19 protein-coding genes are annotated in these 20339 nt (G+C 65.4%); 7 read left to right on the top strand and 12 right to left on the bottom strand.

The window, feature by feature from the left end; genetic code table 11:
- Positions 1-4: 4 nt before the first annotated feature.
- Positions 5-1027 carry an SMP-30/gluconolactonase/LRE family protein gene (locus BMY25_RS06105; protein ID WP_092495739.1) on the bottom strand — a complete coding sequence of 341 codons (1023 nt, stop codon included), beginning with the start codon at positions 1025-1027 and terminating at the stop codon, positions 5-7.
- Between the two features lie 151 nt (positions 1028-1178).
- Here BMY25_RS06105 and BMY25_RS06110 point away from each other — a divergent pair, with 151 nt between their 5' ends.
- Positions 1179-2504 (top strand): CapA family protein, encoded by a 1326-nt coding sequence (locus BMY25_RS06110; RefSeq protein WP_092495871.1) that lies wholly within the window; start codon positions 1179-1181, stop codon positions 2502-2504.
- 37 nt (positions 2505-2541) lie between these two features.
- On the opposite strand, the gene BMY25_RS06115 is transcribed toward BMY25_RS06110, so the two are convergent.
- Positions 2542-3921 carry an FAD-binding oxidoreductase gene (locus BMY25_RS06115; RefSeq protein ID WP_092495872.1) on the bottom strand — a complete coding sequence of 460 codons (1380 nt, stop codon included), beginning with the start codon at positions 3919-3921 and terminating at the stop codon, positions 2542-2544.
- 138 nt (positions 3922-4059) lie between these two features.
- Entirely contained in the window at positions 4060-4662 is a 603-nt protein-coding gene (locus BMY25_RS06120; protein WP_092495740.1) for a 2-hydroxychromene-2-carboxylate isomerase, read from the bottom strand.
- A 566-nt stretch (positions 4663-5228) separates the two neighbouring features.
- Here BMY25_RS06120 and BMY25_RS06125 point away from each other — a divergent pair.
- Both BMY25_RS06125 and BMY25_RS06130 read left to right on the top strand, forming a co-directional pair.
- Positions 5229-6845, top strand: a complete 1617-nt coding sequence (locus tag BMY25_RS06125) for a GMC family oxidoreductase (protein WP_092495741.1) — start codon at positions 5229-5231, stop codon at positions 6843-6845.
- A 68-nt stretch (positions 6846-6913) separates the two neighbouring features.
- A complete protein-coding gene (locus BMY25_RS06130) occupies positions 6914-8989 on the top strand; it encodes a 3-hydroxyacyl-CoA dehydrogenase NAD-binding domain-containing protein (protein ID WP_092495742.1) in 2076 nt (691 codons plus the stop codon).
- Positions 8990-9219: 230 nt separating this feature from the next.
- Here BMY25_RS06130 and BMY25_RS06135 read toward each other — a convergent pair whose 3' ends face one another.
- Complete coding sequence (locus BMY25_RS06135) at positions 9220-10203, bottom strand: D-2-hydroxyacid dehydrogenase family protein (protein ID WP_092495873.1); 984 nt, start codon at positions 10201-10203, stop codon at positions 9220-9222.
- A 164-nt stretch (positions 10204-10367) separates the two neighbouring features.
- Between BMY25_RS06135 and BMY25_RS06140 the strand changes: the two genes are divergently transcribed.
- Positions 10368-11246, top strand: a complete 879-nt coding sequence (locus BMY25_RS06140) for an MBL fold metallo-hydrolase (RefSeq protein WP_092495743.1) — start codon at positions 10368-10370, stop codon at positions 11244-11246.
- Positions 11247-11393: 147 nt separating this feature from the next.
- The gene (locus BMY25_RS06145) at positions 11394-12143 is read left to right on the top strand and encodes a carboxymuconolactone decarboxylase family protein (RefSeq protein ID WP_177176733.1); all 750 of its coding nucleotides are present in this window, start codon (positions 11394-11396) and stop codon (positions 12141-12143) included.
- 47 nt (positions 12144-12190) lie between these two features.
- Here the strand turns inward: BMY25_RS06145 and BMY25_RS06150 are convergent, their stop codons facing one another.
- On the bottom strand, positions 12191-12964 hold the full coding sequence (locus tag BMY25_RS06150) for an enoyl-CoA hydratase/isomerase family protein (RefSeq protein ID WP_092495745.1): 774 nt from the start codon (positions 12962-12964) through the stop codon (positions 12191-12193).
- 218 nt (positions 12965-13182) lie between these two features.
- Here BMY25_RS06150 and BMY25_RS06155 point away from each other — a divergent pair, with 218 nt between their 5' ends.
- Positions 13183-13629 (top strand): hypothetical protein, encoded by a 447-nt coding sequence (locus BMY25_RS06155; RefSeq protein WP_092495746.1) that lies wholly within the window; start codon positions 13183-13185, stop codon positions 13627-13629.
- Positions 13630-13632: 3 nt separating this feature from the next.
- Positions 13633-14091, top strand: a complete 459-nt coding sequence (locus BMY25_RS06160; protein WP_092495747.1) for a MaoC family dehydratase — start codon at positions 13633-13635, stop codon at positions 14089-14091.
- 121 nt (positions 14092-14212) lie between these two features.
- Here BMY25_RS06160 and BMY25_RS06165 read toward each other — a convergent pair whose 3' ends face one another.
- From BMY25_RS06165 to BMY25_RS06195, 7 genes are all read right to left on the bottom strand, one after another.
- Entirely contained in the window at positions 14213-14911 is a 699-nt protein-coding gene (locus tag BMY25_RS06165; protein ID WP_092495748.1) for an ABC transporter ATP-binding protein, read from the bottom strand.
- Positions 14898-15617: an ABC transporter ATP-binding protein gene (locus tag BMY25_RS06170; RefSeq protein WP_092495749.1), complete on the bottom strand. Its 720-nt coding sequence runs from the start codon at positions 15615-15617 to the stop codon at positions 14898-14900. The genes BMY25_RS06165 and BMY25_RS06170 overlap by 14 nt, the downstream gene beginning before the upstream one ends.
- Positions 15614-16609 (bottom strand): branched-chain amino acid ABC transporter permease, encoded by a 996-nt coding sequence (locus tag BMY25_RS06175; RefSeq protein WP_092495750.1) that lies wholly within the window; start codon positions 16607-16609, stop codon positions 15614-15616. The genes BMY25_RS06170 and BMY25_RS06175 overlap by 4 nt, the downstream gene beginning before the upstream one ends.
- A complete protein-coding gene (locus BMY25_RS06180; RefSeq protein WP_092495751.1) occupies positions 16606-17475 on the bottom strand; it encodes a branched-chain amino acid ABC transporter permease in 870 nt (289 codons plus the stop codon). Before BMY25_RS06180 ends, BMY25_RS06175 begins: the two co-directional genes overlap by 4 nt.
- Positions 17476-17477: 2 nt before the next feature.
- Entirely contained in the window at positions 17478-18662 is a 1185-nt protein-coding gene (locus BMY25_RS06185) for an ABC transporter substrate-binding protein (protein ID WP_092495752.1), read from the bottom strand.
- A 55-nt stretch (positions 18663-18717) separates the two neighbouring features.
- Positions 18718-19512, bottom strand: a complete 795-nt coding sequence (locus tag BMY25_RS06190; protein WP_092495753.1) for an SDR family NAD(P)-dependent oxidoreductase — start codon at positions 19510-19512, stop codon at positions 18718-18720.
- Between the two features lie 113 nt (positions 19513-19625).
- Entirely contained in the window at positions 19626-20333 is a 708-nt protein-coding gene (locus tag BMY25_RS06195; protein ID WP_092495754.1) for an SDR family NAD(P)-dependent oxidoreductase, read from the bottom strand.
- Between the last annotated feature and the right edge of the window lie 6 nt (positions 20334-20339).

Here is a 20339-nt window from a genome sequence, read left to right on the forward strand (position 1 = left end):
GCCATCAGCTCCGCTGCTGCAGGAGTGGCGGAAAGGACCAGTGTTCGGGTCGGCGACCCGGCACCGGTGAGCGGGCGGTGACGATCTCGCTGGAGATGAGCGAGCCGAGATAGACGGTGCGGAGATCGGGGCCGCCAAAGGCGACGCTCGTCAGCGCCCGATAGTCACGGCCCGAATCGTGATAGAAATGGCTGCGGTCGATGGCGCCGGCCTTCAGCGCCGTCTCGACTTCGGCCAGCCGCGCAGGCTCGTTGTCCTCGATGAGAATGTCCTGCTCGCCGTCGGGCGAGACGCGGATCAGGCGGTTGCTGACCACGCTCGCCACCCAGAGATGCCCCTCGCTGTCGAACTCGCAGCCATCCGGGAAAGTGCAGGGCGGGAATTCGGTCAGCACGGTGGGCTTGCCGAGGGTGCCTCGGGCATCGACGTCGAAGCGCGCCAAGCGCCGCGCGGCGGTCTCGCAGACGACCAGATGCCCGCCATCCGAAGACAGGCGCGATTCGTTGGCGAAGGCCAGGCCGTCGGCGGCGATGCGGGCGGAGCCGTTCTCCACCAGCACGATGAAGCCGTCGGCGATCCCGGTATTGTAGGCGTCGTTCCGCGGCACCGATCGCGTGCTGACGGAAAGCCACAGGCGACCCTGACGATCCCGATTGATGAAGTTGCAGGCCGACAGTGAAACGCCGTCCACGTCCATCAGCACGGGTTCGACCCGCTCATCCGCGGTAAGCCGCCAGACGCCGCCGTCCTCCCCGACATTCGCGACCAGCATCGACCCGTCCGGCATGGGGCAAAGCCCGTTCGGAACGAAATCCGTGCCAGCCGGCGGGCGGCCGATCGCGCGGGACCGGCCATCCGGTGCGACGTGCATCACGACGCCGTCCGCATGGGACGCGAAAACGTCGCCCTGCGCCGTCGTGATCACACTTTCAGGACGGCGCAGATTGTTGCCGATCGTCGACCGGCCGCTCAGCTTCAGCGCCATGTCAGGCCTGCGTCGGCCGGCATCGCGGTGGATTTCCGCCATTCAGTGAGGCTCCGTGAACTGCCGGATCGATCGAAGGCATCCGTCTTCCTTGATAGGCCGCTACATGGCGAGGGAACGCCGCTCGAGCATTGAACGAAGGGTGCCGGTTCTATAGACGCTGGTGTTCTACAAGGACAGTATAGAGATCAAGATGCGGATTATTGCTTGCGGCGACGCGCTTTTCTCGGCGAGGAACCTGGCCCGACGGCTGCCTCGCAGCCTGGTTGAAACCTTGGCCGGCGCGGATGCCGTTTTCGCCAATGCCGAGTTCTGCTGTCCCGCGCGCACGACATCGCCGGCGCCGCGCCGCTTCAGCACGGCCGTCAAGCCGGAGGTGCTGGACGAGTTCGTGGATCTCAATATCCGCCTCGTGTCCTTCGCCAACAACCATACCGGCGATTTCGGTGCGCAGGGCGTGATCGACACGATCGAAGCCGCGGAGGAACGAGGCATTCTGTCCAGTGGCATCGGCCGGAGCCTCGACGAGGCGAGGGCGGCCCAGTTCCTCGATCTGCCGGAGGGGCGGGTCAGCCTGATCTCGGCCGGAACGACCCGCGCCACGGAGTTCGCCGCGAGCCCGGCCGGACGTGGCGTGCCGGCGCGCCCCGGCCTCAACCCCCTGCGCTGGAGCCGCTCCTATGTGCTGCCCGATGCGGAATTCGAACAGCTGCGCCACATCGACGATCTGCTGGGCACGGCGGCGAGCCGGCAGGAAGTCGCCCGCATCGAATTGATGAAGCATGGCGGGCCGGACAAGTTTGCCTTCGGTTCGGTATTCGAAGGCGCGCTGCAGATCGAGCGCGGCACGACGGCCCATGTCCGCTACCAGATGAACGAAACGGATGCCCGCGCCATCCTCGACAATGTGCGCGACGCGGCCAACCGCTCCGAGCATGTCCTGCTCAGCCTGCACGCGCATGAGGGCCTGAACGACAACTGGTACTCGCCCGAGCCGGCCGCGTTCATCGAGGATTTCGCCCGTCGCGCCGTGGATGCCGGCGCGACCGCCGTGCTCGGCCACGGCCCGCACATGCTGCGCGGCATCGAGATCTACAAGGGCCGTCCGATCTTCTATTCCCTCGGCAGTCTGCTGATGGAGTTCGAGGGCGCGGAAACGCGGATGACACCGGAAATGTACGAAGCGTTCGGCTTCACCCGGGACTCGCTGCCGTCGCAGCTCCACATGTCCCGCGTGCACGACGCGGATGGCAATCGCGTGGGTTTCTATGCGGACCCGCGGTTCGCCCAGAGCTGTATTGCCATCTGCGATTTCGAAGAGGGCGAGACCAGGATCAAGCTGGTGCCGATCGACCTCGGGCTCGATCGGCCGCGTCCGTCGGAGCGGGGATTGCCGGGCCTCGCTTCGCCGGAATTCGGCCGGGAGATCGGCGAGGCGATGAGCCGGATGAGCGCGCCTTACGGCACGCGCATCACCTATGACGAGGTGGACGGGACCCTGACGGTCGCCGTCGCCTGATCGGAAGGAGCCCGGCCGGGATCCTGCGAGCCGCCGTTCAGGCGACTGGCAGGATCTTGCCGGGGTTCATGATGCCGGTGGGATCGATGGCGTGCTTGATCGTGGCCATCAGATCCACGGCGTCGCCGTGCTCCTCGCGCATATAGGCGATCTTGCCGATGCCGATGCCGTGCTCTCCGGTACAGGTGCCGCCGACGGAGACCGCCCTCCGGACCATCTTCTTGTTGATGGCCGCCACCGCCGCCATCTCCTCGGCATTGGTGGGATCGACGGCGAAGACCACGTGGTAGTTTCCATCGCCGACATGGCCGAGAATGGCCGCGGGCACGCTGCAATCCTCCAGAAGTTCGCGCGTATACCGGATGCAGCCGCTGAGTTCGGAGACGGGAACGCAGACGTCCGAGGACCAGCCTTTCGCGTTCGCGCGCTGCGATACCACGGCATAGAAGGCGTTATGGCGCGCGTTCCAGAGGCGAGCGCGGTCTTCCGGCGTGCTCGCCCATTCGAAGTTCTTGCCGCCGTTCTCCTCAACGATCGCCTGCACGAGTTCGATCTGCTCCTGCACACCGGCCGGCGCGCCATGAAACTCGAAGACAAGGCTGTCCTCAAGCTTCAGCGAAAGACCTGAATAGGCGTTCACCGCCGCGACGAGACCGCGATCCATCAGCTCCATCCGGGCGACCGGGATTCCGAGTTGCACGACGGCGATGGCGGCACCCACCGCCTGCTCGACCGTCTCGAAGGAGCAGAGCGCGGCCGAAACGGTCTCCGGGATGCCGTAGAGCCTGAGCGTGACTTCGGTGATGATGCCGAGGGTACCCTCGGCGCCGACGAAGAGGCGCGTCAGGTCGTAGCCGGCCGACGACTTCCTGGCCCGGCCGCCGGTGCGGATCACCTTGCCGTCCGGCAGGACCACCGTCAGGGACAGGACGTTTTCCCGCATCGTGCCGTAGCGCACGGCGTTGGTGCCGGAGGCCCGTGTCGAGGCCATGCCGCCGACCGAGGCATTCGCGCCGGGATCGATGGGGAAGAAGAGGCCGAGATCGCGGAGATACGTGTTCAACTGCTCGCGCGTGACGCCTGCCTGGACCGTGCAGTCGAGGTCCTCTGGGCTGACGCGGAGAATCTCGTTCATGCGCGACAGGTCGACCGAGATCCCGCCATGCGTCGCCACGAGATGGCCTTCCAGCGAGGTCCCCGCACCGAAGGGGATGACCGGCACGCCGCTGGCGCTGCAAAGCCGCACGATTTCGGCGACCTCGTCCGTCGTTTCCGCGAAGATGACGGCATCCGGGAGGGCGGGGGTGTGGTGGGCTTCACTGCCGCCATGCTGCTCGCGGAGGGCGGTCGAAATCGAGAAGCGCTCGCCGAAGCGTTGTTGCATGGTGTTCAGGAGGGCGGAGTGGGCTGCGCTCATCTGATCGCCTTCGGAATTGCGGGCCGCCGGAAGGCCGGCCGGTCGAGCGGTTGCAGTTTCAGGCATGAATATCTCCAAGCCGTTCGACGCTTCACGGGGCGAAGCGTCGAACGTTTGTTCTGGTGCCGGGAAGGCCGGTCAGGCGATCAGCTTCTCGCCGGCGAGGTGACGTTCCAAGAAGGGGAGGCTGTCCTGGCCCCAATAGAGCTCGCCGTCGTAGCTGAACGTCGGGAAGCCGAAGACGCCGGCGGCCTTTGCCGTTTCGGTGTTCGACGTCCACGCGTTGCGGATGTCCTCTTCCTGCGCCCGGGCCTCGAGGGCGTCACCGTCGAAGCCCGCGGCCGAGAGGATCGCCTTGCGCACATCGGGATTGCCGATGTCCTCGGCGCGCTCCCAGAAGGCCGATTGCAGGGCCTTGGTCACGCCCAGCCAGTCGGCGCCGTCGAGCTGTGCCGCCAGCACGGTGAAGCCCGCCGGCGTCGGATCGGAGAGGCCGGCCCTGTTCTCGAAGTTCAGCTTCTTGCCGCGAACGGCCGCCCAGCGCTTGAGATCCGTCGTCCAGTAGGCGCGGCGCGGCTCGGGACGGTTGCGGGAAAAGATTCCACCGTTTTCCTCAAGCAGCGGAATGACAAAGGGCCGGATTTCGGCGTCGAAACGGTTGGCGAGTTCGGCGAAGGGCTCCAGCCCGATAAAGGCCCAGGGAGAGCCGATTCCGAAGAAATAATCGATCGTCTTTGCCACTCAATTCGCTCCTTGGGGTGAAATCCGGTGTGACAGGCCTCGGCCGTCGTCGAAAGGAAAGCGGGTTGCCCGAAAGCGTTCGTGCCCGCGAGGCGTTCGCACGAGTCCTCGACCATCTCAACCGTGGCCGTCAAGCCTGACGTGCTCCCGACGAGAAAGGTAAGGAGGGAGGCGTCTCGATCCCCTGCGCGGCCAGGCATTCCATGGCGGCATGTCGCGCCACCCACCGCGACCATCCGATGCAGGTGAGTGCCTGAACTTCATCGGCGACCACCCTGATCGTCATGGGGGGGCGAACGGCTCGGTTACCAGATAGGAGAGAGCGAGGTCGCAGATCGTCTCTCCCGGGTCGACAGACCAACGCAGGCTTCCTGGATGCGGCCGTCCTTCGTCATCGACGGCGGCTGGACCGGTTGACGCGCGCGCCCGGTCCGGCTGGTTCTCGCATTCGGGTCGATCCGTCGGTTTCCGTGATAGGTTCTTTGCAACCTTCGAGAAGCCGCGGCGAGAGACCGCCGCTTACTATTCCAGTCGATGAACGATGTTTCGAGTGACTGGTCGGCGTGATGCCCGGGGAAGACGTCTTTGATTATGTCATCGCGGGAGGTGGATCGGCTGGCTGCGTTCTCGCCAACCGCCTGTCGGCCGATCCCCGCAACAGGGTCCTGCTTCTGGAAGGCGGGGGCCGGGACAACTGGATCTGGTTCCACATCCCTGTCGGCTATCTCTTCGCCATCGGAAATCCCCGTGCCGACTGGATGTTCAGGACGGCCGAGGAAGCCGGGCTAAACGGGCGTTCGCTGAACTATCCGCGCGGCAAGGTCCTTGGCGGCTCCTCCGCCATCAATGCCATGATCTACATGCGCGGGCAGGCCGCCGACTACGATCACTGGCGCCAGCTCGGCCTGTCCGGCTGGGGATGGGACGACGTGTTGCCCGTCTTCAAGTCGGTCGAGGACCACAGCGACGGCGAGAGCGCGTTCCACGGCGCGGGTCACGAGTGGCGGGTGGAGCATCCGCGCATCCGCTGGGAGATCCTGGACAGGATCCGCGATGCGGCGCAGGCGGCGGGCGTGCCGAAGATCCCGGATTTCAACACCGGCGACAACGAGGGCTCCTCCTATTTCCAGGTCAACCAGAAAAATGGCCGGCGCTGGAGCGCGGCGCGCGGCTTCCTCAAGCCGGCTCTGAACAGGTCCAACCTTAGGATCGAGACCGGTGTGATGGTCGATCGGGTGAACCTTGCCGACGGACGGGCGGTTTCGGTCTCCTATCGCAAGGATGGCGAAGCCTTCATCGCGAAGGCGCGTGGGGAGGTGGTCCTTGCGGCGGGAGCCGTGGGCTCGCCGCTGATCCTCGAACGCTCCGGCATCGGCAATGCCGGGCGGCTGAGGGCGCACGGCATCGAAGCGGTTCACCACCTGCCCGGCGTGGGCGAGAACCTGCAGGACCATCTGCAGATCCGCCCGATCTATCGGGTGCACGGCATCAAGACGCTGAACACGGAATACCGGAACCTCGTCACCCGCGCGATGATGGGGGTGAACTACGCCCTGCGCCGCCGCGGACCGCTGACCATGGCGCCGAGTCAGCTCGGCGCTTTCGTCAAATCCTCGGCCGACCATGAAACGGCGAACCTCGAGTTCCACTTCCAGCCGCTGTCGCTCGACGACTGGGGCGCGGGGCTGCACGGCTTCTCCGCCTTCACAGCCAGCGTCTGCAACCTGAGGCCGACGAGCCGGGGTTCCATCCACATGTCCGGCCCGCATGCCGAGGATGATCCCGATATCCGTCCGAATTACCTTTCGACCGAAGAGGACAGGCGCGTCGCCGTCGAGTCCCTCCGGTGGGCACGCAGGATCGTGTCTCAGTCGGCGCTCGCCCCCTACAGGCCGGAGGAGTTCAAGCCCGGGGCCCACATCGCCTCGGATGAGGACATGCTCGTTGCCGCCGGCAATCTCGGCACGACGATTTTCCATCCGGTAGGGACGGCGAAGATGGGGAGCAAGGAGGACCCGGCTGCGGTCGTCGACGAGAGGCTTCGCGTGCGCGGCCTCCAGGGCCTGCGCGTGATCGACGCTTCCGTGATGCCGACAATCACCTCCGGCAACACCAACTCGCCGACCGTGATGATCGCGGCAAAGGGCGCCGGGATGATTCTGAGCGACGCGTCGTCGGCTTGAGGCCGGTTGTCTCCCGCAACGACCCGATCAACCCCCGCATTCGTAATCCGCAAGCAAGGAACGTCTTGATGACCAGCGCAGAACGGGCCGGAACAGTCCGTGTCGAACGCCCTGAGGAGCAGAGCCCGGACTGGGCGGCCATCGCGCTGGTGACCATCGACTATCCTCCAGTGAACGCCGGCTCGGAGAGCATGCGCCGCGATCTTCTCGATGTTTTCGAGAGGCTGTCCGGCGAGGCCGGGCTGACCGGGATCGTGTTGACGGGCGCCAGCGGAAATTTCGTCGGGGGCTCGGATATCCGCGAGTTCGATGCTCCGGCCCGGGCGCCGCATCTGCCCGAGGTGATCGCCGCGATCGAGGCATGCCCGATGCCCGTCGTCGCCGCGATCGACGGCGCCGCGCTTGGCGGGGGATACGAACTGGCGCTTGGCTGCGACGCGCGCGTGGCGACCCGGAAGGCCGTGCTCGGGCTGCCGGAAGTGACGCTGGGCCTGATCCCCGGAGCGGGGGGCACGCTGCGGCTTTCACGGCTGGTGGGTGTTGCGAAGACGATCGACCTAGTGGTGTCCGGGCGTCGGGTAAAGGCGGCCGAGGCGCTGCATCTCGGAATGGTCGATGCGCTCGTCGAGGGGGATCTCCTGTCTGCCGCCTTGGTGCACCTGAAGACCCTGGCTGGCGCCAAGCGCCTGCTGCGCGACCTGCCGCCGGCTTCCTCCTCCGAGACGGATATCGCCGAGGCGGAGGCCGTCGCCTCGAAGCGAGGCAAGGGTGCCGTGGCCGTCGCGGAAGCCATCGCCGCGGTGAAGGCCTCGGCGGTGCTGCCGCCCCAGCAGGCGCTGGAGCAGGAGCGCGCGACATCGCTTCGTCTGCGCGTCGGGCCTCAGTCCAAGGCGTTGCGTCACCTTTTCTTCGCCGAGCGCGCCGCGGCAAAGCTTCCGGGGAACGCGTCGCCGCGCCAGATCGCTTCCGTCGGCGTGGTCGGCGCCGGGCAGATGGGGCAGGGCATCGCGATCGCCTTCGCCCAGCGGGGTTTCCGTGTCGCGCTGGCCGACACCGACCGCGGTTGTCTCGACCGCGCGGCCGAAACGTTGAAGGCGAATGCAGCGGAGCAGGAGACCAGGGGCCGCATCCGTTCCGCCGACGAACTCATGGCGCTTATCGCGCCCGGTGAGATCGACGCCATGACGGATTGCGACCTTTTCGTCGAAGCCATCACAGAGAACATGGAGGCCAAGAAGGCGCTTTTCGCGCGGCTGGATGCCTTGGCCAAGCCCGGCGCGATCCTTGTGTCCAACACTTCCTATCTCGATATCGACGAGATCGCTCGGGCGACCGACCGTCCCGGGGACGTGGCCGGGCTGCATTTCTTCAACCCCGCGGCGATCATGCGTCTCGTGGAGGTCGTCCAGACGGCGGAGTGCTCCCCCGAGGTCCTGGCGACCCTCGTTTCGGTCGCCAGGCGCCTCGGCAAGGTTCCCGTCGTCACGCGGGTCAGCGAAGGCTTCATTGGCAACCGCATCTTCAACGCCTATCGCCGGCAGTGTGAGTTCCTGGTGGAAGAGGGCAGCTCGCCCGAGGACGTGGACAGGGTGATGCGCGACTTCGGCATGGCCATGGGGCCCTTCGCGGTGTTCGATCTGGCAGGGCTGGATATTGCCTGGGCGACGCGGAAGCGGCTCGCGCCGATGCGCGATCCGCGCGCCCGCTACGTCGAGGTTCCCGACCGGCTCTGCGAGGCCGGACGCTTCGGGCGCAAGACTGGCAGAGGCTGGTACGACTACTCCGCCGATCCGCGAGGCGTGCCCGATCCGAACGTGCGGACCCTGATCAACGAGGCTTCGACCCGGAAGGGGATCGCCCGCCGTACCATCCCGGATGCGGAGATCCGCGATCGGCTTCTCGCGACGCTCGTCAACGAGGCGGCCCTGCTTCTGGACGAGGGGGTGGCGCAACGTCCTTCCGACATCGACCTTGTCCTCGTCAACGGATACGGCTTTCCGGCGCTCAAGGGCGGCCCGCTCCACTGGGCGGCGCGCCAGCCACGGGCCGAGATCCTCTCCATGGCCGATGGGATGGTTGCGGCCAGCGGTTGCGGCACCGAGCGGGCGACGAACCTGGAGGCGGTGCTCGACGCGGCTGAATAAGCCGGACGAACCCGAACGGCGAAGAGACAATGGGGACGCCAATGGCCATGGCACCGTCTGCGAACCGTCCGCTCGCGGATCGGCTGCCCTGGCTCATCGCTAAAATGGTGCTGGCCGACGATCCCGGAGCGATTTTGATTGCACGGACGGGGCTGAATCTCGCCTTGGCGATCATGTGCATCGGCAACGGGCAGGGCACCTCTCTTGCGCTGCCGGCGTCCAGACGCTCTTCAGGATCCGTCTTTCGTATCCTCTCCGTTGATCACCCGGATCGGATCGCCCGCGAGCCACCGCTCGATATCTTCCAGCGCCTCGCGAAAGTAGATCGAGTAGGTTTCGCGGGTGACGTAGCCCAGATGCGGCGTCGCGATGACGTTCGGAAGCCGACGGAAGGGATGATCCGCCGGCAGCGGCTCGCGATCGTAGACGTCGAGAGCGCCGCCGCCGATGCGGCCGCCTTCCAGCGCGGCGATCAGGGCTTCCTCGTCGATCAGCGGTCCCCGCGACGTGTTCACGATGACCGCGTCGCGCTTCATCAGGCCGAGCCCGTGTGCGTCGATGAGCCCGCGGGTTTCGTCGTTGAGAGTCACGTGGAGCGACACGACATCCGCACGCGCGAGCAGTTCCTCCAGCGTCGCGGCGAAGCCGATGCCGAGGCCGGCGGAACGCTCCGGTGAATTATGCTTGGACCAGCCGAGAACCTCCATGCCGAAGGCTTTGCCGTAGCCGGCGACAAGCTGGCCGAGCTTGCCGAGCCCGACCACGCCGAGCGTCTTGCCCTTCAGTTCGCGGCCGAGCGAAAGCTGCCATCGCTCGCCGCCCGAGCGGAAATTGGCCGACTCGTCCGGGAGCGATCGCATCAATCCGAGAAGCAGGCCCCACGCGAGTTCCGCGGCCGCCCCTGCCGAGCTTCCGGTGCCGCATACGACGACGCCCCGGCGGCGGGCGGCTGACATGTCGATCGAGGCATTCTTCATGCCGGTGGTCACGAGGAGCTTGAGCTTCGGCAACCGCGCGAGAAGGTCGTCGGAAAAGACGGTGCGTTCGCGCATCGCCACCACGATCTCCGACCCGGAAAGAGCGTCGACGAGGTCCTCGCCCTCCAGATGCCGCTCCTGGCGGGTGATCGAAACCGAACCGGCAAGCCGGTCCCACTCCGCCAGACCGGTGGCGACGTCCTGATAGTCGTCGAGGATCACGCATCGTACTGCCATCGGAATGTCCATTTCCTTCGCGTTTATCGGGCCCGGCGATGCCTCAGTATCGGCCCCGAAGCAGATCATCCGTTGATCGTTTCGGGAAGCATCTTTACCTCGCCCGTAACGATCGCGGTGGGGCGACCGAGATATGATGAACGGCAGCGATCACGGGGGCGACGATGATTCAAATCGGTGAGTACACGATCTCGCGGGTCGAGGAGGTTATCCTCGATGAAGCGACCAGTCTTTTTCCCGAACTGGGCGAGGAGACCCTGGCGGCCAATCGAGGCTGGCTGTCGCCAAATTTCTATAACGAGGAGCGCGGCGTCTTCCTCACGATGGTGCACAGCTGGATCCTGCGGAGTGCGTCCCATACGATCATCATCGATACGGCCGGCGGCGACGACAAGGACCGACCGCTCTCGCCGCGCTTTCATCGGGCCAGGACCGGCTTCCTGGAGCGCCTGAAGGCGGCGGGCATCGATCCCGAGGCGGTCGATATGGTGATCCTGACCCACCTCCATTCCGATCATGTGGGCTGGAACACGCGGCTCGCCGGCGAGCGTTGGGTGCCGACCTTTCCGAATGCGGAGCACATCGCCTCAAGGGCGGAGGTCGAGGCGCGCGATCCGGAGCGCGGCGCGGCCTCCAGGCCGCCGGCCAGCTGGAATGTCTATCGCGACAGCATCCAGCCGATCATCGATGCAGGCTTGCTGCGGTTGGTGGAGGGGAACGAGGCTCTGCTGCCCGGCGTCAGCCTTTTCCCGGTCCCCGGCCATGCGCCCGGCATGATGGGTGTCAGGGTGGAGGCGGACGGCAAGGTCGCCATGTTCATCTCCGACGTCATGCACCAGCCGTTGCAAGTCTCCTATCCCGACTGGAACAGCCGCTATTGCGAGGATCAGGATCTTGCCCGCCTGACCCGGGCGAAAATCCTGGACCAGGCGGCACGAGAGGGTGCGCTGCTGCTGCCGGCGCATTTCGGCCAGCCCTATGCCGGCTATGTCAGGCGGGACGGAGATCGCTACCGCTTCGAGCCGGTCGAAACCATGCTCTGACGCTCTGACGCTCTGACGCACGGCGACGCTCCAGCTTTCCGATCCGCGTAAAGCTGGAGCGCACCTTCCACGCGTTCTGCCGGCCAGCACCGCCTGCTACGCAGACTCTTCCTGCGAATGGCCCGGGACGAGAACAGGAAGGGCGACATGACCGAAGACGAGACGATCGCGCTCAAGGCCGACATCATGAAGGAGCGCGGATACTGGTCGCCCTTCCATCAGATCCTGCTTGAGCGGGCGCCGGAATTCCTGAAGGCCTACCTGCTTTACCAGGCTGGACCGGCGCGCTCCGGCCTGCTGCCCGCGAAGCTTTGCGAACTCGTCTATGTCGCCATCGATATCTCGGTGAACCACATGTACGAACGCGGCGGCCGCCGGCACATGGAATTCGCCCTGAAGGCCGGAGCCACTGCGGAAGAGGTGTTGCAGACCATCCTGATCACGACGGCGCTGGCCGCCCAGCAGCCGCTCGAACTCGGCTACGAGATCCTGGCGGAGGAGCTCGGGGCTGCGGGAGGGGCACCGCTTGGCGACGATGCCCGCGCCGACAGGGACGCATACCGACAAGCTGTCGGCAACTGGCCCGGATCCGGCGACCTCATGCTTTCCACCTCGCTCGACCTCGCGAGAGGATACCTGGCCTACGGCACCGCCGCATGGCAGGCGGGGCCACTCTCTCCGAAGGAGAAGGAGCTGATCGCGCTGGCCGTCTGCGCCGCCCCGACGGCTCTCTTCAAGGAGGGAATGCGGTGCCACGTCAAGGCCGCGCTGACGGCGGGCGCCAGTCCGGCCGAGATCGGCGCGATTCTGCAGCTGGCGGGGGCGATCTCCATCCACACCTGCACGATCGGCGTCCCCGCCTTCGAAGACGCGCTCAAGGGCAGCTCGGTCGAATAGCTGCCCCGATTGACGACGGCGACGGGCGGCCGCTGCCGAGAGGTCGATCAGCGGCCGGTGAACACCGGCTTGCGCTTCTGCACGAAGGCTTGCTGCGCCTCCTTGGCATCCTCGGTCCTGGAGAGCTCGACCGTGATCGTCTGCTCGTATCGATAGGCGTCGCGTACCGGCATCTCCTCGACCGTGTCGAAGGCGCGTTTCACCCGGCGCACCGCCAGCGGGCTTTTTTCCGCGATCCGGGTCGCGATCCGCATCGCCTCGGCCATGAGCCGGTCGCGGGGCAGGCACGCCTCGATCACGCCTAGCCGGTAGAGTTCCTGCGCCGGCACCTTTTCGCCGGTGAAGTACATGGTGCGGGCCTTCGAGCGGCCGAAATGTTCCTGCAGGAAGCGAGCGCCGCCGGCCAGGCCGACATCCAACTCAGGCATGACGAAGTAGGCCTCGTCCGATGCCAGCATGATGTCGCAGCTCAGCATCAGGACGAAGCCGGCACCGATCGCGGCGCCGTTTACCGCCGCAATGACCGGTTTTTCGCAGTCGCGGACCGCATAGAAGAATTCGCGTGTGATGCGGTTATGGCGGACATAGTCGCCGGGTTCCTGGGCGAGGCCCACGCGCTCCTTCACGTCGGCCCCGGCGGAGAAGACCTTTCCGGCAGCCGTAAGGATCACGACGCGGACGTCATCCCGGTCGCTCAGCTGGTCGAAGACCTGGATGAACTCCTCGCGCGACTTGCGGTTCTGCGCGTTTACCGGCGGGCGGTCGAACGTGACGGTCGCAATCCCGCCCTCGACCGCGAGCCGCAGCGTTTCGAAACTCATGGGTGATCCTTTGGTAGCTGCCGCGAAGCTACCGGAGGCGCCGGGCACCGGCCACGAGAAGCACCGGAAAGCTCCATTCCACGATACGGAAGAACGAGGCGGAGGAGCCGCTCGCATTGTTGCATCGCGTGGAAAGCTGATGCTCGGAGCGAGGACATGTTCGGCCGGTCGCCCGGTGCTATCCCGGAGGCAACGGGAATAGTAAGGGAGGGTTGGCAATGACTGTGGGACGTTACGTCAGCGATCTTGAAGAGGGCGACGTACTCGGTCCGGTCGAGTACACGATCAGTCGCTTCGTCATCCGCGAATACGCCCACGCCGTGGAGTTGCACGAGGACTGCTTCCAGCACAAGGACGGCCAGATCGCGCCGCCCACCATGGTGCACCTCGACAAGCTGCGGCTTTACAAGAGCGCTTGCCCGGAAGGCACCGGCCCCCATGCCCGCGTTCACATCGAGTATGACGCCACCGTGCACGCGCCGGTTCCGGCCGAGGAGCGGCTCTCTGTGAAGGGCATCGTTTCTCAGCGTTATGTGAAACGGGGCCGCGACTACGTCCACATGGAGATCGAGATGCGCGCGGCGGAGACCGACAAGCTGCTGATCACCTACCGCGACACGGTCATCCTCTCTTATGGCGGCGAGAACGAGAAGGCGGGAGGCTGACCCATGGATCGCGAAACAAACACCTCGGACCTCACCATCGGCTCCGAACTGCGGGGCCGGATGCGGCTGATGACCCGCGAGCGCATGCGCTGGTATGTCGATGCGCAACCGACCGTGGGAATGGATACCGGCCGCATCGAGCGGCAGGAGCCTACGATCCACGATGACGACGGCTATGCCCGCTCGCAGGGGCTGCCGGGCATCATTGCCGACGGCATGATCTCGACCAACTGGATCCTCGGTCTGCTGGTCCACCAGTTCGGTGACACGGTGGCGCGCGAGGGCGCACTGCGGACGAAGTACGTCAAGCCGATCTATGAGGATGACGCCATCACGAGCTGTGCCAGGGTGACGGCGATCGACCATCAGGAGGGCGGACGACGGGTGAAGCTCGATGTCTGGTGCGAGAACGGGGAGGGTACTGTCGTCACGGTGGGCGACGCCACGGTGGTGCTGCGCTAGGAACCCGCCTCCATCATAAACAGCGAAGCGAATGCGGCGCGGCAGGGAGGAAGACCCTGCCGCGCCGCAGATGTTTACGCGGTCCCGGGAGCAGGCCAGCGGACCTGCGCCCATTCCGTTCTCAGTGGCCGAGATAGCTTGCGGCTACGACGTCGGACGACAGGAGTTCGGCTGCCGGGCCTTCCGCGGCGCAGCGGCCCGTTTCCAGCACATACGCGTATCTGCCGACCGCCTCTGCCAGCGCAAGGTTCTGTTCCACGAGGAGGATCGAGACGCCGCGACGGCCGATGCTGATCAGCGCTTCGGCAACCTGCTCGATGGCCACGGGCGAGAGACCTTGCGTCGGTTCGTCCAGAAGCAGGAGCTTCGGGCGGCCCATCATCGCGCGGCCCAGCGCCAGGAGCTGCTGTTCGCCACCCGAAAGCAGGCCGGCATTCTGTCCCTGCCGCTCTTCAAGCCTCGGGAAGAGGTCGTAGATCTCGCGAAGAGCAGCCTCTTTCGCCTTGCCGTGGATCCAGCCTCCGAGGCGAAGGTTCTCTTTTACCGTCATTTGCGGAAAGACCTGCCGCCCTTCCGGGACCTGCACGATACCGCGTCGCACACGCTCGGACGTGCCGACCCTGCTGATGTCCGCGCCGTCGAATCGAATAGCTCCGCGTCGGCACTCGATCAGGCCGGAGATGGCGCGGCAAAGCGTGGACTTCCCCGCTCCATTCGCTCCCATGACGACAACCGACCCCCCGTCGGCAACGGTGATGTTGACGCCGCGCAGGACTTCCAGCCGGTCATAGCCGGCCGACAGCTCCTCAATTTCCAGCATGCTTCTTCAGTCCTCGGCCAAGATACGCCTCGATCACTTCCGGGTTGCCTTGCGCGGCCTCGGGCGTCCCCTCGAAAAGCAGGCGCCCGCGGTCGAACACGCTGACGCGGGAGGCAAGCTCCATCAGGAAGCGCATGTTGTGCTCCACCAGGAACACCGTAAGGCCCTGCCCGTGGAAGTGGCGAATCACCTCCGCCATTCGAGCGATTTCGTCGGGTGCCAGGCCCACGGCGGGCTCGTCGAGAAGCAGGAGTTTCGGCCGGAGCCCGAGCGCCAAAGCGAGGGACAGACGTCTCAGGGTGGCATAAGGCAGTTCCCCGGCCACCCGGTCGAGCGACGAGCCGAGGTCCAGCGCGTCGATCAGGTCCTCGGCGTTGGCATCTCCGGCGCCCGCCACGTGGGCGATGCGCAGATTCTCCCGGGCGGTCAGGCCCATGAAGACCCGCGTTTGCTGATAGGTGCGGACGATCCCGAGCGTCACCGCATGCGCCATGGGCCAGGGGCCGTTCTCTCGACCGTTGAAGCTGAGCGTTCCTTCGGTCGGGCGCACGAGCCCCGAGACGATGTTGATCAGCGTCGTCTTGCCTGCGCCGTTCGGGCCGATCAGTCCGTGGATCGTCCCTTCCTCGACGTCGAGGCTGACATCCGTCAGGGCCGTGACGCCGCCGAAGCGTTGCGTGATGCCGCGAATGGAGAGCAGGCTCATCTCGCCTCCGAATGTCTGGCGGTTTGGGTCACGGAAGCGGGCCGCGCCGGCAGCAGGCGGCGGAGTGCCAGCACCGCGCCGGCGATGCCCTTGGGAGCGAAGAGGATGAAAAACAGGAGCAGGATCCCGTAGATCGCGACGCTGTAGGTCGCCGCCCCGCGCAGCACCTCAGGCAGACAGACAACCAGGAAAGCTCCGAGGATCGGGCCCCATAGCGTTCCCATTCCGCCGATTACGACGAAGACCACGACCTGAAAGCCCGTCGCCATGACGGAGAAGTCGTCCGGACCGACGAAGTTCGAGATGGCGGCGAAAACAGCGCCAGCCGCGCCGGCGAAGGCGGAGCTGAAGGTGAACGCGGCAAGGCGCGCCGTGCCGACGCGGATGCCGAGCGACTGGGCGAGCGTCACGTCCTCACGCACTGCGAGGCAGGCGGCTCCGATGGAACTGCGGAGAAACACCAGAGCGGCGAAGTACGTGACGGCCAGCAGGACAATCGCGACGACGAGGTTGTTGCGGGACGGATCGTCGGCGAGACCCGGCAATGACGGGATGCCTGGGATGCCCACAAAACCGCCGACTCCACCCGTAAGAGGCTCCAGAACGAGGAAGAACTGGAAGCCGACGAGGCCGATCCCGAGCGTCAGCACCGCGAAGTAGATGCCCTTGGTGCGGAAGGCGACGAGCGCCACGATGGCCCCGATCAGGGCGCTCATGAGGGCCGCGGCCAGCATCGCGAGCCAGAAATTCCAGCCGGAATTGGTCGTGAGATAGGCGGCGGTATAAGCCCCCACGCCATAAAGGAAGCCATGCGCGAGCGACAGGTAACCGGTCAGTCCGAGCAGCACATCGTAGCTGACGGCGAGCGTCGACATGAGCACCGCGATGGTGAGCACGTAAAGGATGTAATCGTTGGCAAAGGGAACGGCCGCCAGCGCGATGACCAGGATGATCACCGGCAGCAGCCAACGCATGATGGCTTCGCGTCTCATCGCAGGACCTCCGCGCGTCCGAAAAGGCCGTTCGGCCGGATGATGAGCACCACGACCAGGATCGCGAAGGTGCCGATGTCCTGAAGCTGGCTGGAAATATAACCGGCCACCAGGATCTCGAGGATGCCCAGCAGGAAGCCCCCGACAATGGCGCCCCAGAGATTGCCGACACCGCCGATCACGAGAATCACGAAGGCCTTCAGGACCGGGTTGAGCCCCATGGTCGGGTAGATCGGAAAGGCCGCGCCGAGCAGCGAACCCGCGATGCCGCCGATCAGGGCGCCGATGGCGAAGGTGGCGATCCGCACCCAGGTCAGTTCGATCCCCATCAGAAGGGCCGCCGTGCGGTTCTGCGCCATCGCACGGATCGCCAGCCCGAGACGCGAGCGATGCAGTACGAGCCAGACGAACAGCCAGCAGAGCAGCGCCGCGGCAAAGATGACGATCTGATAGATGCCGATGCTGAAGTAGGGGGTCCGCAGGATTCCCGTGAACGGAGTGCGTGTGGTGTGCGGTTCCGCGCCCCATAGAAGCGTCGCCACCTGCTGGAGCACGGTCGACATCGCGAGCGCGGCGATCATCAGACTGAGATTGCCGCCTCTGTCGATACGCCGGTAACCGACCTGGTCGAGCAAGATGCCGACCAGCACGACACCCAGGCTGGCGATCGGAACCGCCAGCCAGAAGTTGACGCCATACCCCACCAGAACATAGGTGAAGCTTGCTCCCAGCATGTACAATTCGCCGTGCGGGAAGTTCGGGATCTGCAGGACGCCGAAGACCAGGGTCAGCCCGAGGGCGATCAGCGCGTAGCTGCTGCCCAGGGCAAGGCCGTTGACGAGTTGCTGGGGAAGAAGCTCTATCATCGTCAGTTCTTTGTCGTCAGGTCCAGATGGTCGCCGGGCAAACTTGCCCAGTTTTCGCCGTGCCAGATCTGGCAGGCGCTCGGCGGGTGGGCCTGACCGTTCTTGAAGAGCAGGCCGTTCTCCTGAGGCTTGTACTGGATGATCAGGTTGGGAACGTCGGTGACCTTGAGGTCCTTCAGCACCGCCGCGACCTTGCCCGGCTCCACGCCGCCAGCCTTCTGCATGGCCGTGGTCAGGATCCAGAAGGCGTCATTGCTGAAAGCAGCGTTTTCGCCCGCGTCCTTGCCGTACCTGGCGTGAAATGCGTCGGCGACCTTGATAGCATTCGGCACGTTCAGACGAATATAGTCCGCCATCATGCGCGGGATGCAGTTGACCACGCCGTCCATCTGAGTCGCGGGGATGTTCTTCATGACGGTGGAGGGCGGGGCGCCCATTTCCCAGACGATCTGCCCCTTGTAGCCGAGTTGTTGGGCTTGTTTGGTGATCAGGGCGCCCTCGCCGGGGTAGCCGCGCAGGATCAGCGCCTCGGACTGGCTCGCGGCCAGCTTGGTGATCTGAGCGGAAAAATCGGTGTCGCCCATCTGGAAGTATTCCTGCGCGGCGATGTTGACGCCGGCATTCTTCAGCGACTTCATCATCCGCTGCTCGGACATGCGGAAGCCCTGATGGCCTCTGTCCGTCAGGATAGCGGAAGATTTGATGCCCTTGCTTTTCAGATAGTCGATGGCGGCGTCGTTGTATGTGTCGGCATCGGCCTGGACGCGAAAGCTGTTCTTGCCGTTGACCACGCCGTCGGCGATCGATCCGTCGATGATCTGCAGGACATCGGGACGGGCATCGATCACCGGCTTGATGGCGGGAGCGACGGCGCTCGCCAGGGGGCCGATGACGAAATGCACATTGTCGGCGAGCAGCTTCCGGAACGCGGCGACGCCTTTGGTCGCCTGGGCCTGATCGTCGCCCGTGTCGATGCTGATCTGGTACTTCTTTCCGCCGATATCGATGCCTCCGGCCGCATTGGCCTGTTCGGCATTCATCTTCAGCGTCTGGCTCATGACCAGCCCGTAGAAGGAAGCCGGCCCGGTGATGGGGTGGATCTCGCCCAGGACGAGTTCTTCGGCCTGCACCGTGGATCCCCCGGCGAGGAGAGCGGCAATCGCCGCCGTGGCCAACAATCTCTTCATGTTCCCTCCTCCTGTTGCTTTTATTTCCGCCTGGCGCTTCCCTGAGACGCGGCGGTCAGCTCGCTGCCGGCCTGGGCTCGGCAATCCCCGCGGAGGCGCCGCAGTCGACGACAAGGGTCTGCCCCGTGATGCACCGCGCTTCCGCTGAAGCGAGGAAGACGGCCGCGTCGGTGAAGTCGCGCGGCGTCGGCATGCGACCGAGCGGCAGGCTCGCAGCCATGCTGGCGATCCGGGCGTCCACGTCGTCGGTGACGCGTGACAGCTGCAGGCGCAGAAGGGGCGTATCGATGCCTGTGGGCGCGATGGCATTCACGCGGACATTCTGCGGCCCGAACTCAAGCGCGAGGCTCTTCACCAGCCCGGTGATGGCATGTTTCGTGGCGGTGTAGACGCTGCGCGCCGGCCGGCCCAGGATGGCCTGCAGCGAACTCGTGAAGAGAAGGACGCCATTGCCGCTTCGCACCAGGCTAGGCATCGCCGCCTGCGCGGAAAAGACGGCGCCCAGAAGATTGATCTCTATCGTGCGCTCGATGCGGCCCGGTTCCGCCTCTCCCAGCGGAGTGCTGAAGGATGTCCCCGCATTGGCATGGAAGATGTCGATGGGGGCGCCGAAGAAGTCTTCGGCCCTTGCGACGAGATCGCCGCAGGCCGCCGCGCTGGTGATATCGCACGCCAGCGCGATGGCGGTGCTGCCACTTGCGTCGATCTGGCGGGCCACCTCTGCTGCCTTCTCACCGTCGATGTCGGCAACGACGATCCTCGCGCCCTCTTCGGCGAAGCGGCGAGCGGTTGCTTCACCAAGGCCGCTCGCGGCCCCCGTGACAATCGCCGTCATTCCTTTCAGACGCATCGTTGCCCCCCTAATACTGCCCTGTGGGCAGTTCTCTTTTTTATTTTCCGATGAATACGCCTTCCGTCCGCGCTTGACCTTTCCGAATTTGGCAAAGGTGCCCTCAGCGACGTTCAGAAGCGGCCACCGTTCACGTCGATGATCGATCCCGTCATGAAGCTGGCGTCCTCCCCTGCCAGGAAGGCAACAACCTTCGCGATTTCCGCCGGGTCGGCCGGGCGCTTCATGCCGATCCGGGCGGCATTGGCGGCCTGCTGGGCTGGTGACATGGCGCGGTGCATGTCGGTAACGACCTGTCCGGGCGCGACGGCGTTGACCCGTATCTTCTTCTCGGCAAGCACCTTGGCCAGGCTCATCGTGAGACTGATCGCACCGCCCTTGGAGGCGCCGTAATCCATCCAGCTGGATCCGAATCGGCCAGCCGATGACGCGACGTTCACGATCGCTCCGGCTTCGTCCTCTTCGGTGAGGCGGCGCGCGACCCACTGGCTCGCGAACATCATCGCCCGCAGATTGACCGCGAGGGTCCTGTCGAAAACGTCCGGCGTCAGCTCGAACAGCGACTTGTTCGACAGAATACCGGCATTGTTCACCAGAACGCCGACAAGGCCGTGATCCTGCTCGATCCGCTCCAAGACCGCGAACAGTGCCGCGACGTCCGAGATGTCGCACGCATATTGCAGGGCATCGCCCGGTTCGGCGGAAAGGTCGATGGACGTTGCGACGAAACCGTCCTGTGTCAGCGCCTCGCGAATGGCGGCTCCGATGCCGCGCAGGCCGCCGGTCACGACCGCGACCTTCTTGGATGATGCCTGCGTCACCGTCCG

This window comes from Faunimonas pinastri, from assembly GCF_900110915.1.
Taxonomy (GTDB): Bacteria; Pseudomonadota; Alphaproteobacteria; order Rhizobiales; family Afifellaceae; genus Faunimonas; species Faunimonas pinastri.

Excerpts from the sequence above, each read along its gene's own strand:
- BMY25_RS06155 (WP_092495746.1), top strand. The coding sequence starts at position 13,183 with ATGACTGTGGGACGTTACGTCAGCGATCTTGAAGAGGGCGACGTACTC.
- BMY25_RS06160 (WP_092495747.1), top strand. The coding sequence starts at position 13,633 with ATGGATCGCGAAACAAACACCTCGGACCTCACCATCGGCTCCGAACTG.
- BMY25_RS06125 (WP_092495741.1), top strand. The coding sequence starts at position 5,229 with ATGCCCGGGGAAGACGTCTTTGATTATGTCATCGCGGGAGGTGGATCG.
- BMY25_RS06185 (WP_092495752.1), bottom strand. The coding sequence starts at position 18,662 with ATGAAGAGATTGTTGGCCACGGCGGCGATTGCCGCTCTCCTCGCCGGG.
- BMY25_RS06190 (WP_092495753.1), bottom strand. The coding sequence starts at position 19,512 with ATGCGTCTGAAAGGAATGACGGCGATTGTCACGGGGGCCGCGAGCGGC.
- BMY25_RS06130 (WP_092495742.1), top strand. The coding sequence starts at position 6,914 with ATGACCAGCGCAGAACGGGCCGGAACAGTCCGTGTCGAACGCCCTGAG.
- BMY25_RS06105 (WP_092495739.1), bottom strand. The coding sequence starts at position 1,027 with ATGGCGGAAATCCACCGCGATGCCGGCCGACGCAGGCCTGACATGGCG.
- BMY25_RS06140 (WP_092495743.1), top strand. The coding sequence starts at position 10,368 with ATGATTCAAATCGGTGAGTACACGATCTCGCGGGTCGAGGAGGTTATC.
- BMY25_RS06135 (WP_092495873.1), bottom strand. The coding sequence starts at position 10,203 with ATGGCAGTACGATGCGTGATCCTCGACGACTATCAGGACGTCGCCACC.
- BMY25_RS06165 (WP_092495748.1), bottom strand. The coding sequence starts at position 14,911 with ATGCTGGAAATTGAGGAGCTGTCGGCCGGCTATGACCGGCTGGAAGTC.
- BMY25_RS06110 (WP_092495871.1), top strand. The coding sequence starts at position 1,179 with ATGCGGATTATTGCTTGCGGCGACGCGCTTTTCTCGGCGAGGAACCTG.
- BMY25_RS06150 (WP_092495745.1), bottom strand. The coding sequence starts at position 12,964 with ATGAGTTTCGAAACGCTGCGGCTCGCGGTCGAGGGCGGGATTGCGACC.
- BMY25_RS06115 (WP_092495872.1), bottom strand. The coding sequence starts at position 3,921 with ATGAGCGCAGCCCACTCCGCCCTCCTGAACACCATGCAACAACGCTTC.
- BMY25_RS06145 (WP_177176733.1), top strand. The coding sequence starts at position 11,394 with ATGACCGAAGACGAGACGATCGCGCTCAAGGCCGACATCATGAAGGAG.
- BMY25_RS06175 (WP_092495750.1), bottom strand. The coding sequence starts at position 16,609 with ATGAGACGCGAAGCCATCATGCGTTGGCTGCTGCCGGTGATCATCCTG.
- BMY25_RS06180 (WP_092495751.1), bottom strand. The coding sequence starts at position 17,475 with ATGATAGAGCTTCTTCCCCAGCAACTCGTCAACGGCCTTGCCCTGGGC.
- BMY25_RS06170 (WP_092495749.1), bottom strand. The coding sequence starts at position 15,617 with ATGAGCCTGCTCTCCATTCGCGGCATCACGCAACGCTTCGGCGGCGTC.